Here is a 12,915-nt window from a genome sequence, read left to right as displayed (position 1 = left end):
GTATATTTATAATAAAATAAATAATGCAATGATAACTTTATATACTTTGACCTACGACGTATAAGAAAAAAATTATAAAAAATAAATTAATTTTTATAAAATATGTTGCATATTTATTCATAAAGTCATATAATAACTACATATTCAAAATAGCATCCTATAAGTTCTATAAAAAAGGGGGTAAACAAATTTGATACAGGTAGGAATTATTGGGGGGACAGGTTATGTAGGCGCAGAACTTGTAAGGCTTTTGTCAAATCACAATAAAGTGCATATATCTGGAATATCTTCTGTTCAATATAAGGGGAAATCTCTATCCAGTATATATACTGGATTTTACAAAATCAATGAACTTATATGTGAAAGTCAACAGGATGTTGTAGAAAAAAGTGATTTGATATTCTTGGCACTGCCCAGTGGATTAAGCCAAGCTATTATTGAAAAGGCGGTTCAAAAAAATAAAATATGCATTGACATGGGAGCAGATTTCAGATTTAAAAATGAAGATTTGTATAAAAAATGGTATGGTAGAGATTTTATCAACCACGACTTACATCAACAATCTGTATATGGCCTTCCGGAATTGAATAGAGAACATATACGAAAATCTCAGATTATAGGGAACCCTGGATGTTATGCTACTTCAGTTGAATTGGCACTTTTGCCTCTTATTTCCGGAAACTTAATAGAAAAAAAGGGTATAATTGCAGATTGTAAATCCGGAATAACTGGATCAGGAAAAAATCTTACAGAAAGCAGTCACTTTGTAAACTGCAATGAAAATTTCAGTGCTTATAAAGTGGTAAATCATAGACACACTCCGGAGATAGAGGAAACTTTAAGTAATGTATGCAGGGAAAATGTAAAGTTAACTTTTATTCCCCACTTGATTCCAATAAATAGAGGAATCTTATCTACAGTTTATACGACTCCCAAGGATACAATAGATTTAAAAAGTATATATAAAAAATACTGTGAATTCTATAAAAATGAATATTTTGTAAAAGTATTACCACTTGGAGAAGTGTCAAAAATAAGTAATGTTAGGCTCTCAAACTACTGTCATATATCTTTACACTATGATGAGGACAATAACAAGCTGGTAATTATATCCTGTTTAGACAATATGATAAAGGGTTCGGCAGGACAGGGAATTCAAAATATGAATATTGTTTTGGGTTTTTCAGAAAAAGAGGGACTTGCCGCTTTACCAGCTGTTTTCTAATTGAACTACAGGAGGTTGTTAAAATGGTTTTTAAATTTATAAAGGGAGGAGTAACTTCTCCTAAAGGCTTTATATCTTCTGGAATTGACTGTGGGCTTAAGGGAAAAAATTTAAAAGATCTAGCTCTTATAATGTCCACTGGTTCCTGTAATTCCGCAGGAGTTTATACCACAAACAAGGTCAAAGGAGCTCCTCTTCTGGTTACCAAAAAACACCTGGAAAATAAAACTGCTCAGGCTATAATCGCAAATAGCGGCAATGCCAATACATGTACAGGTAAAGTGGGTATAGAGGATGCAGAGAAAATGTGCAGGTTTGTGGCAAAAGCATCAAACATTAAAGAAGAAAATGTGCTTGTGGCATCTACTGGCATCATAGGAGTAAAATTGAATATTGATTCCATAGAGAATTCCATTCCAGTTTTAGTCAAAAATTTGAGTAAGGATGGCTATAAAGATGCATCTGAAGCCATAATGACTACGGATACTATTCCCAAAACCCTGGCTGTGGAATTTAAAATTCAGGGAAAACCAGTTGTCATAGGTGTCATGGCAAAGGGTTCTGGAATGATACATCCGAATATGGGAACTATGCTTTCTTTCATTACTACCGATGCAAACATAAGCGGTGAACTCTTAGAAAAAGCCTTAAAGGAAAGTGTGAGAGTGAGCTATAACAGAATTTCTGTAGATGGAGATACATCTACAAATGATATGGTATTAATTATGGCAAACGGGCTTTCTGACAATCCCGTAATAGAAGAGGAAGATGGGGACTACAAAATATTTTTAGAGGCACTTAAAAAATTAAATATAGAAATTGCAAAAATGATTGCAAAAGATGGAGAAGGTGCCACAAAACTTATAGAATGTAAAGTTTTAAATGTTCCCAGTGAAAAAGATGGTGAGATCCTTGGAAAATCAGTAATATGTTCCAATTTAGTCAAAACTGCCTTTTTTGGATGCAATGCAAATTGGGGAAGAATACTGGATGCAGTTGGATATTCCGGAGTGGATTTCGATATAAATAAACTTCAGGTATCTCTGAAAAGTTTGAAAGGAAATATACTGGTATTTAAAAATGGAGAACTTGTAGAATTTTCAGTAGATGAGGCAGAAGATATATTGTCGGAGGATGAAGTGAGTATAATCTTAAATTTCAATTCAGGCAATTACAGCACCTGCTGCTGGGGATGTGATTTAACCTATGACTATATAAAGATAAACGGAAGCTATATGTCATAGAAACTGTTGTTTAACAAGGGGGGCGCATATGCAAATAATGGATCATAATGAGGTAGCAAAAGTCTTAGCAGAGTCTCTGCCTTATATTCAAAAATACAGAGGGAAAACCATAGTTATAAAATATGGCGGCAGTGTGATGAAGGATGAAAAGCTCAAGGGATATGTCATAAATGATTTGGTACTCATGAAATGTGTGGGAATAAATATAGTAGTTGTCCATGGGGGAGGTCCTTTTATATCCTCCCATTTAAAAAAATTAAATAAAAAGAGTATTTTTATAGATGGATTAAGATATACTGACAATGAAACCATGGATGTAGTCCAAATGGTACTTTGCGGAAAAGTTAATAAGGATTTAGTCAATTTAATAGAAAATTATGGTGGGAAATCCATAGGCCTGTGTGGTATAGATGGAAATATGCTTGAGGCTAAGAAGGCTTCTCTTAAAATGGATCTGGGAAATGTAGGAGAAATAGTCAACGTAAATACCGAAATCATCAACAATTCCATAGAAAATGGATACATCCCTGTAATAAGTAGTGTGGCCAGGGGAAATAATGGTGAATTATACAACATAAACGCAGATACATGTACTTTTAGAATTGCAGCAGCCTTAAAAGCACAAAATTTAATATTTCTTACAGATGTACCTGGAGTTATGACGGATGTTAGAGATCCATCTACACTTGTTTCAGAACTAAAATTACAGGATATTGCTAAGATGTATAAGGACAATATGATAAAAGGCGGAATGATACCAAAAATTACATCTTGTGTTGAGGCAATAGAATCTGGAGTTAAAAGTGCTCACATTATTGACGGAAGAGTTCCTCACTGTCTTCTTCTAGAATTATTCTCAAAAAAAGGAATAGGAACAATGATCTATTAAAATAAAATAATATATATCTAAAATTATTTATATAAAAGGGGGGCAAAACCATTTGCAGGATAATATGAGTTCTGTATAATGGAAATTTTTATGGATTATTTATATTATGCAAAAAAATATCTAATTAACACTTATAAACATCTTCCTGTGGTATTTACAAATGCTAAAGGATGTAAGTTATATGATGTCTCGAATAAAGAATATTTGGATTTCACTTCAGGTATAGGGGTTATGGCATTAGGACATGGAAATGAGAAATGGATAAAAGCTGTGGAAGATCAACTGGAAAAATTAGTTCATACATCAAATATAGTTTTAAATATTCCCGTGTTGAAGTTAGCCAAAAAACTTACGGAGATCTCAAATATGAGCAAGGTATTTTTTTGCAATTCAGGAACGGAAGCTAATGAAGGTTCCATAAAGCTTGCAAGAAAATACAGTTTTGAAAAATATGGAAAGGGAAGAAATACTATAATCACTTTAGATAGAAGTTTTCACGGAAGAACAATGGCCTCGCTGGAGGCTACTGGAGAAGAGGAACTTCATAAATACTTTTATCCTTTTCCGGAGGGGTTCAAACATATTGATATCACTGTAGAAGCCCTGGAAAAAGCTGTAGATTCAACTGTGTGTGCTATTATGATAGAAGCAGTTCAAGGAGAAGGTGGAGTGAATCCATTGAGTAAGGAATTTGTCAGCAAAGTATTTGAAATAGCTGAAAAAAATGATATATTGGTCATATGCGATGAGGTTCAATGCGGTCTGGGAAGAACGGGAAAGCTATATGGATTCAATAATTACAATGTACAGCCGGATATTATATCCGTAGCCAAGACTCTTGGAGGAGGTCTTCCAATGGGTGCTGTTCTCTGCAACGAGAAACTTAAAGATACTTTTAAGTATGGAGATCACGGTTCCACTTTTGGAGGAAATCCAGTTTGTGCAGCTGGAGCCATAGAAGTGTTAAATGAAATTACTGATGAAAGTTTCTTAGCAAAGGTAGCTGAAAAAGGAAAATTTATCAAAGAATTTTTTAAAAATAACTCTTCTAAAAATATAAAAGAAGTTCGAGGAATAGGATTAATGGTAGGCGTAGAAATCAAGGGGAAAGCTTCTGAGATTCAAAAAAAGGTCTTTGAGAAAGGTCTTCTTGTCCTAACCGCCGGCAGGGATAATGTAGTAAGAATTCTTCCACCTCTTATAATTACGCAGGAAGAATTGGAAAAGGGACTAAATATAATATATGAAGCTATAAAAAGTATGTAGTCTGTTTCAACAATAAACAAATGATTTGAACTCCAACTTATAAAAATTAAGTTGGAGTTATTTTTGTCGAAATTCATAAAATTAAACGTAATAATTTAATACAAATAAGGTAAAGCTAAATTAAAAGATTTAATTTGTACTTTGTAAATAAAGGGGAAAAATATAGTGAAAGAGGAGGGATTAAAAATTGACTGTGGGATCTAAAGTAAAACAAACAATGATAACCTTAAAAGGCGCAGAAAGTACTTTGAGACTATATTCTCTTCAAGAACAGGATAAAAAGGCCAAAGGCATATATAGAGAATCTTTTGAAGCTGTGGATGGTATAGTTCAGGACTTGAAAAAGAGAATTAAATTTTTAGAATATGAGGAACCCCAGTATAAAAGTAATTGATTTGGAGGAATAGTATATGAAGATTTGGATTGCAATTCTATTAAAATCAACAGCATTATTTTTTTTATCTTTACTTTGTATAAAAGTACTGGGCAAAAAACGCTGGACAAAAATAACTCCTTTTAATTTTATAAACTATATCGTAATAGCTGTTTTAATTGTATTGATTTCCGTAAATATTATACCCAACTGGGTGTTTGGCATAATTACATTGGCTGTATGGATACTTATTCCAATAGCTCTGGATTATATATGCATGAAAAGTAAATTTATATATAACTTGATAAATGGGAAAGATATAATAATTGTTAAAAAGGGAAAAATTATGGAAGAAAATTTGAGCAAAGTCAGATACAGCGGTGAAGATATCATCAGAGAACTTCGTTCCAAAAACGTATTTAATCTAGCAGATGTAGAATTTGCAATAATGGAATCTACCGGGGATATAAATGTAATGTTGAAATCTGACAAAAAACCTGTCACCCCAAAAGATTTGGGAATACAAACTTCCCCTGAGGGAGCACCTCAAACTGTAATACTGGATGGAAATGTTATAAATGAATCTTTAAGCAACCTCGGGCTGAATCAGGGTTGGTTAAATGAGCAGCTGGAGCTTCTAGGAGTTTCTCTAGATAATGTATTTATAGGTCAAGTAAATTCCAGAGGCGAACTATACGTAGATCTATTTGATGATATGATTCAGGTCCCTAAATTAAATCTGAGAGAAATGCTTTATGCCAATCTTGAAAAGGCAGAATCGGATTTAATGTCTTTTGCCTTGGATACACAGGATAAAAATGCCAAGAATATTTATGAAAAAGATTCTATTATACTAAAAAACATATTGGAAAAATTAAAACCCTATTTATTGGGATAGAAGGTGATACAATGTCTGATAAAAAGAAAAAAAAATTAACTCCTGCACAGCAGCAGTATCAGAACTTTGCAAAAGAAAATGAAACGAAAAGAAAGGTTTTTACAAACTGTTTAAAGGCATTCTTAGTGGGAGGTACAATATGTGCTGTAGGTCAGGGACTTCAATTTATGTTTATAAAATATTTTAATTTTACAGAGACAACTGCAGGAAATCCTACATCTGCAATTTTGATAATAATATCTGTATTACTTACGGGATTTGGAGTATTTGATCATATTGCCCAGTGGGCTGGGGCAGGTACTGCCATACCTGTCACTGGTTTTGCAAATTCCATTGCATCCTGTGCTATAGAGCATAAAAGTGAAGGGTTTGTTCTGGGAGTAGGCGGCAATATGTTTAAGCTGGCAGGCTCTGTAATAAGTTTTGGAGTTTTTTCCGCATTTGTAATGGCTATTGTGAGAATAATTATTCAATGGTTAGGTGGGATGTAGATGATTCAGGGACATCAATCATGGATATTTCAATCCAAGCCAATTATATTGGGATGTTCTGCCGTAGGAGGACCTTTTGAAGCAAAAGGTGCACTGGCTAAAGAATTTGATTTACTCCATGAAGATATTTGGCTTGGTCAGGATAGTTTTGAAAAGGCTGAAAAAAAATTGCTGGAAGAAGCCTGTAATATAGCTATAAAAAATTCAAAAATTAAAAAGGAAGACATAAACTTTTTTACCAGTGGAGATCTTATGAACCAGATAACCAGCAGCAGTTTTTCTGCGAGAAGCCTTAAGATACCATATCTGGGCATATTCGGCGCATGCTCTAGTTCTATGGAAGGATTAGCCTTGGCATCTTTTATTGTAGATAGCGGTGGAGCCAATTATGTCCTCTGTGGAACTTCAAGCCATAATGCAGCTGCAGAAAAACAATTCAGGTATCCTACTGAATATGGAGGGCAAAAGCCTCCTACAGCACAATGGACGGTAACTGGAGCAGGTGCTGCAGTAATCGGCAAAGGATATGATAAACCTAAAGTCACTTCAGCCACCATAGGCAGAGTAATAGATATGGGAATTTCCGACCCTTTTAATATGGGAGCAGCTATGGCACCTGCAGCAGTTGACACAATAGAGGCACATTTCAGAGACCTGCACAGGGATCCATCCTACTACGATATTATAGCCACTGGAGATTTAGGCAAAATAGGGCATGAAATAGCTAGAAAAATGCTGAAGAAAGACGGTTTTGAATTTCCCCAGGGAGTATTTACAGACTGCGGCATTTTAATGTATAAAAAGGATCAGCCTGTATTTTCGGGTGGCAGTGGATGTGCCTGCTCTGCCACAGTAACTTATGGTCACTTTTTAAAAGAGATGAATAGAAAGAAAATAAACAAAATATTGATAGTGGCCACAGGAGCACTTATGTCACCCATGTCCTATCAGCAGAAGGAAAGTATACCCTGTATCGCCCATGGAGTATCTATAGAAACATAGAAAAGAGGTGCATTTATTTATATGGAAAAGTTTATTTGGGCATTTGTAGTAGGCGGATTAATATGTGTAATAGGCCAGATCATGATGGATGTCTTTAAGATGACTCCGGCCCATACTACAACTACTCTTGTAGTAGTTGGAGCCATATTAGGAGGATTTGGACTATATGAGCCGCTTATAAAATTTGCTGGAGCAGGTGCCTCTGTACCTATAAGCAGTTTTGGAAATGCACTTGTGAAGGGTGCTATTATGGAATCTAAAGAATATGGAATAATAGGAGTATTAACTGGAATTTTTGAAGTTACCAGTGCCGGTATATCTGCTGCTATAATTTTTGGATTTATTGGGGCTTTATTATTCAAACCCAAAGGATGATTTAAAAAAGGAGGTGATAAAATATGACAGTCGGAACTCAAATGCAGCAAGCAATAGCTGGGGTTCAGAGCGCAGCTGCAACTATGAAGACATTTGCACTGGAAACCCAGGATCAAAATGCCAAAAATGATTTTCAGAATATAGCAAAAAACCTAGATGAAGCCTTGAAAATACTTAATGGAAGACAAAAATATATCCAACAGCAAGAGCCACAATATACTAAACTTTAGCAGCAATTAAAAATAAACAATATTTAATAATAATTTAGAGGCTATAATTGCCGGCATATATACGTTATAGGCAATTATAGTCTTTAGCTTAAAGCATATTGGAATAGATATGTTATACTATAGTGGATAATTAATTTAAAGGATGAAAAATATGAATAAAAAAATTGCAATAATAGGTTACGGAAAGGACGCAGTGGATACCTACGGTAAACAGATTACTGCTTTATTTTCGAATAATTTATCTATAGAAAAATTTTATATAGATGAACCCAATGTAAGGAAAGTAATAAATGCAGATCTTATCCTTGTCCAATCATACTATATTTTAAGGAAAGTAAAACCCTACTTGAACTTAGAGAGTAAGATAGTGATTGCAAATAGGACTATTTCAAAAACTGGATTTAACAAGATAATGAATATTCCGAAGGGATCTCATGTATGGCTTTTAGATGAAAGTATGGAAATGTCCATAGAAATGGTGTGTTTATTATATGAACTGGGCATACGACATGTGGAGATCACTCCTATGTATCCTGGCATTGATAGGGACGTGAGTGGTAAAAATCTTATTTTATTGGGAAAATCAGCCTGTAATACCAAAGGTGCTAAACAAATTATAAATATAGGACACAGCCTTTTGGATATAATCACCATACTGGATATAGGGGAAAAATTAAACTTACTGTATATTTTACAAAATCAAAATATAAGAATGGGATACAAGGAAATTGTCAGTAAAAATTTTGGCTTGTCTTATGTAATAGGACAGACAAATCGCTTTGGGAGTGAACTTAAAGTATTACTTCAAGTTTTAGATGATGGAATAATAGGAATTGATCCTGAAGGTAAAATTTATACTTACAATGAGGGTGCAGAAGAAATAATTGGCATAAATAAAAATAATGCTCTTGGAAAGGATATAGCTGAATTATTTCCAAACCTACCTTTCGACATGGTATTAAAAAACATACATCCACTTACTGAAAGACTTATAAAAATAAACGGATACGATGTTGTACTATCTGCACATCCGCTGGTTAATTCAGGTATACTTTATGGCGTAGTTGTGATAATTAAAAAATTTAATGACATAGAAAAAAAGCAATACAGATTCAGAGCACAAATAATTGGACAAGGATACAGAGCAAAATACACATTTGATGATATATTAGGTGAAAGTGAAATTATAAAAAAATATAAAAAAATCGCAAGAAGAATGGCGGATTCAGATTCATCAATATTGATAACTGGAGAAAGTGGCACTGGTAAAGAATTATTTGCACAAGCTATACATAACAGCTCGTCAAGAAAAAATTACCCTTTTGTAGCTGTAAATTGCGCTGCTATCACTGAAAGTCTCTTAGAAAGTGAATTGTTCGGATACGAAGAGGGAGCCTTTACAGGTGCTAGAAAGGGCGGAAAGCCAGGGTTATTTGAACTTGCCCATAAAGGTACCTTGTTTTTAGATGAAATAGGTGAAATGCCGCTAAATCTTCAAACAAAGCTTCTAAGGGTGCTTCAGGAAAGGGAAGTTATGAGAATAGGAGGAAGTGGATTAATCAAAGTAGATATTAGAATAATTTCTGTAACTAATAGAAATTTAAGAAATATGATAAGTCAGGGGAAATTTAGAAAAGATCTATATTACAGATTAAGTGTACTTCCATTGAATTTACCACCTTTAAGAGATAGACGAGATGATATAATCCCTTTATTTAATGAAATAAAGTCCCAATTAAATGTTAATTTTACATTGACAAAATCAGCTGAAAATGCTTTGATTCATCATAATTGGAACGGAAATGTGAGAGAACTTAAAAACTATATAGAATACTTTACCAGTTTAGGCATTAAGACAATAGATTTAGAAGATCTACCTTTTTACAGAGAGAAATCTCATAAAAGTATATTTAATAGTAATGAAGAAATTATATTCAAAAAATTTTTAAGTGAAATTGATAAAGATGTAGAAAAATATATATTTTTACTGAGTGAATTAGATAGAGGATATAAAAATAAAAAGAGAATGGGAAGACGAAGTTTATATAAAATAGCCAGACAAAAAAATATTTTTTTAAGTGAACAGGAAATAAGAGTTATGCTCATAGAACTGGAAAAAAATTTGATGATAAAAATAAATAGAGGCAGGGGGGGAAGTGTAATTACAAACTTTGGTGAAAAAGTTCTAAATTATTTAAAAGATAATAGTATGAAATTATAGAAAAGGGTTAAATGGGTAAATTTTATGTACCATTTATCCCTTTTCTATAAATAAACCTCTATAAAATAACGCTCTTTTACCTGTAAAACATTTGGCATAATATATGCTTTTAAAATAATATAAAGCGAAATTACTATTTCAAATTTGTATATATTTATTATAGTATTATTTTGGAGGGAGTATATATAATGAAAACACTTATGACAGGTAATGAAGCCATTGCAAGAGGATTTTTTGAAGCCGGTGGAACTGTAGCATCAGCTTATCCGGGAACACCTTCTACAGAAATACTTGAAAACATTTCAAATTATGAAAACATATACTCAGAATGGGCCCCAAACGAGAAAGTAGCAACGGAAGTAGCTATAGGAGCATCTATCGCAGGAGCAAGATCTCTTACAGCAATGAAGCATGTTGGATTAAATGTAGCCGCAGATCCTCTTATGACCTTCGGATACATTGGGGTTAACGGGGGGTTTGTTTTAGTTTCGGCAGATGATCCGGGAATGCATTCTTCACAAAACGAACAGGACAACAGATATTATGGTAAATTTTCTAAAATGGCCATGATAGAACCCAGTGACAGTCAGGAATGCAAAAATTTTATAAAGGAAGCTTTTAAAATATCGGAAAAATTCGATACTGGAGTTGTATTTAGAGTCTCCACTAGGGTGTGTCATTCCAAATCTTTAGTTGAACTTTCTCCAAGGGAAGATGTGAAAATAAAACCATATTTTAAAAATACATCTAAATTTATAACTATACCGGCAAATGCAAGAAAACTTCACGTAAAAGTAGAAGACAGATTGAAAAAGCTAGAAGAATTTAGCAATATTACTGATTTAAATAAAATCGAATGGGGTGATAGACAGATAGGAATTATAACTTCAGGAATAAGTTATGAATATGCAAAAGAAGTTTTTGGAAATGAGGCTTCTTATTTAAAACTTGGTTTTACGAATCCTCTTCCTTTTGAGAAAATAAAGAAATTTGCACAAGAAGTTAAAGTACTTTATGTAATTGAAGAATTAGAACCCTATATAGAGGAACAGATTAAGGCAAGGGGAATTAATTGTATAGGCAAAGGCAAAATACCAAGGGTAGGCGAATTAAATCCAGATATTATTTCATCTTCTCTTTTAGAAACAAATGCTGAAAACATGAAGGAAACGGCTAGTTCCGTAGAAGATTTAAAAAAAGAAGTTATATCTAGGCCTCCTACTCTATGTGCAGGATGTCCACATAGAGGATTATTTTATACACTATCTAAGAAAAAGGACATAATGATCACGGGAGATATAGGATGCTATACATTAGGCTGTGCAGAGCCCTTAAATGCAATGGATACATGTGTGTGTATGGGCGCCTCCGTAAGTGCTTCCCATGGAGCTGAAAAGGCTTTCAAAATCAACGGAATAGATAAAAAAGTAGTTGGAGTGCTGGGAGATTCTACTTTTTTCCATTCTGGCATTACGGGATTAATTGATAAAGTTTACAATAAGGGAAATTCAGTTACCATAATATTAGACAACAGGATAACTGCAATGACAGGACATCAACAAAATCCAGGTACAGGATACACCTTAATGGGAGAAAAAACCATTGCCATAGACATAGACCAATTATGCAGGTCCATAGGAATAAAAAATATTTGGACAGTAAATCCACTTAATTTAAGCGAAACAGAAAGTGCTTTAGACAAAGCTCTGGAAGCTGAAGGACCTTCCGTAATTATAACTAAATGGCCTTGTGTGCTGAAAAAATTAAGTAAAGAAGACAAAGAGGAATTTAACGTTGTTAAAACTGTTTATAGAGTGAATGAGAAGAAGTGTAAAAAATGTAAGATGTGTATAAAGTCAGGGTGTCCAGCTATATCAATTTCAGATTTTTCACATATAGATGAAGATATTTGTGTCGGATGTTCTGTCTGTGCACAAATATGTCCTTTTGATGCAATAGAAAGGGTAGGTGACAGATAATGAGCGGAGTAAAAAATATTTTGTTTGTAGGCGTTGGAGGTCAGGGAATTATATTAGCGTCTAAAGTACTGGTTTCAGGCCTTATAGCTGCAGATTATGACGTAAAAATGTCAGAAGTCCATGGCATGGCTCAGAGGGGCGGAAGCGTCACCACACAGGTTAGATACGGAGATAAAGTGTACTCGCCAATTATAGGAAAAGGTAGTGCAGATGTGATTGTTGCTTTTGAGGAAATAGAAGCACTGAGATGGATTGAATATTTGAAATCAGATGGAAGATTAATTGTAAATGATTATAAAATACCTTCAGCTACTGTTCTTTCAGAAAAAGAAAAATATCCTGAAGGTGTTATAGAAAACATAAGATCACATATAAAAAACGTTACGATAATCGATGCAGCAAAAGAGGCTAAAAAACTTGGAAATATAAAATCTCAAAATATAATCATGTTAGGAGCCTTATTAAAGATATTACAGATTTCAGAAATAGATTGGAGAAAAATTGTGAGGGAAAACGTGAAAGAACAATTCATAAATTTAAATATAAAGGCCATGGAAGTTGGTATGAATACATCAAGTAAATTGTAATTAAATAAAAAATCACTATTCAAATTTAACTTTGGATAGTGATTTTTTATTTACTCAAATCAATTCAAGTTAATAAAAATATTGTATAATTAAATTAGATCATATTTACAAAGAATGGTATAATCTATCTTATAC

At 33.5% G+C, this 12,915-nt stretch carries 13 protein-coding genes; all 13 read left to right on the top strand.

The genetic code is table 11. The features are described from left to right. Nucleotides 1-190: 190 nt before the first annotated feature. The gene (gene argC, locus J5G60_RS11755; protein ID WP_150358419.1) at nt 191-1,225 is read left to right on the top strand and encodes an N-acetyl-gamma-glutamyl-phosphate reductase; all 1,035 of its coding nucleotides are present in this window, start codon (nt 191-193) and stop codon (nt 1,223-1,225) included. 23 nt (nt 1,226-1,248) lie between these two features. After that, nucleotides 1,249-2,469, top strand: coding sequence for a bifunctional glutamate N-acetyltransferase/amino-acid acetyltransferase ArgJ (gene argJ / locus J5G60_RS11750; protein ID WP_150358420.1), 1,221 nt, complete (start codon nt 1,249-1,251; stop codon nt 2,467-2,469). 37 nt (nt 2,470-2,506) lie between these two features. Next, a complete protein-coding gene (gene argB, locus J5G60_RS11745) occupies nt 2,507-3,358 on the top strand; it encodes an acetylglutamate kinase (RefSeq protein ID WP_150358430.1) in 852 nt (283 codons plus the stop codon). Between the two features lie 90 nt (nt 3,359-3,448). Further along, on the top strand, nt 3,449-4,624 hold the full coding sequence (locus J5G60_RS11740; protein WP_150358431.1) for an aspartate aminotransferase family protein: 1,176 nt from the start codon (nt 3,449-3,451) through the stop codon (nt 4,622-4,624). Nucleotides 4,625-4,811: 187 nt separating this feature from the next. Continuing rightward, nucleotides 4,812-5,018 carry a DUF1657 domain-containing protein gene (locus tag J5G60_RS11735; RefSeq protein WP_150358421.1) on the top strand — a complete coding sequence of 69 codons (207 nt, stop codon included), beginning with the start codon at nt 4,812-4,814 and terminating at the stop codon, nt 5,016-5,018. Between the two features lie 16 nt (nt 5,019-5,034). Next, nucleotides 5,035-5,895, top strand: a complete 861-nt coding sequence (locus J5G60_RS11730) for a DUF421 domain-containing protein (RefSeq protein WP_150358422.1) — start codon at nt 5,035-5,037, stop codon at nt 5,893-5,895. 11 nt (nt 5,896-5,906) lie between these two features. Then, complete coding sequence (gene spoVAC / locus J5G60_RS11725; protein WP_150358423.1) at nt 5,907-6,386, top strand: stage V sporulation protein AC; 480 nt, start codon at nt 5,907-5,909, stop codon at nt 6,384-6,386. After that, a complete protein-coding gene (gene spoVAD / locus J5G60_RS11720; protein ID WP_150358424.1) occupies nt 6,387-7,388 on the top strand; it encodes a stage V sporulation protein AD in 1,002 nt (333 codons plus the stop codon). It abuts the gene before it with no gap. A 21-nt stretch (nt 7,389-7,409) separates the two neighbouring features. Further along, a complete protein-coding gene (gene spoVAE, locus J5G60_RS11715) occupies nt 7,410-7,763 on the top strand; it encodes a stage V sporulation protein AE (RefSeq protein ID WP_150358425.1) in 354 nt (117 codons plus the stop codon). Nucleotides 7,764-7,786: 23 nt separating this feature from the next. Continuing rightward, nucleotides 7,787-7,993: a DUF1657 domain-containing protein gene (locus J5G60_RS11710; protein WP_150358426.1), complete on the top strand. Its 207-nt coding sequence runs from the start codon at nt 7,787-7,789 to the stop codon at nt 7,991-7,993. Nucleotides 7,994-8,144: 151 nt separating this feature from the next. Continuing rightward, nucleotides 8,145-10,214 (top strand): sigma-54 interaction domain-containing protein, encoded by a 2,070-nt coding sequence (locus J5G60_RS11705; RefSeq protein WP_150358427.1) that lies wholly within the window; start codon nt 8,145-8,147, stop codon nt 10,212-10,214. A gap of 188 nt (nt 10,215-10,402) precedes the next feature. Next, nucleotides 10,403-12,193, top strand: a complete 1,791-nt coding sequence (gene iorA / locus J5G60_RS11700) for an indolepyruvate ferredoxin oxidoreductase subunit alpha (protein ID WP_150358428.1) — start codon at nt 10,403-10,405, stop codon at nt 12,191-12,193. After that, nucleotides 12,193-12,780 (top strand): indolepyruvate oxidoreductase subunit beta, encoded by a 588-nt coding sequence (locus tag J5G60_RS11695; RefSeq protein ID WP_150358429.1) that lies wholly within the window; start codon nt 12,193-12,195, stop codon nt 12,778-12,780. The genes iorA and J5G60_RS11695 overlap by 1 nt, the downstream gene beginning before the upstream one ends. Nucleotides 12,781-12,915 lie beyond the last annotated feature (135 nt).

The sequence above is a fragment of the Clostridium sp. HV4-5-A1G genome (genome assembly GCF_900184915.1).
Taxonomy (GTDB): domain Bacteria; phylum Bacillota; class Clostridia; order Clostridiales; family Clostridiaceae; genus Clostridium_B; species Clostridium_B aromativorans.
This window is presented reverse-complemented; position numbering and strand designations above follow the sequence as displayed.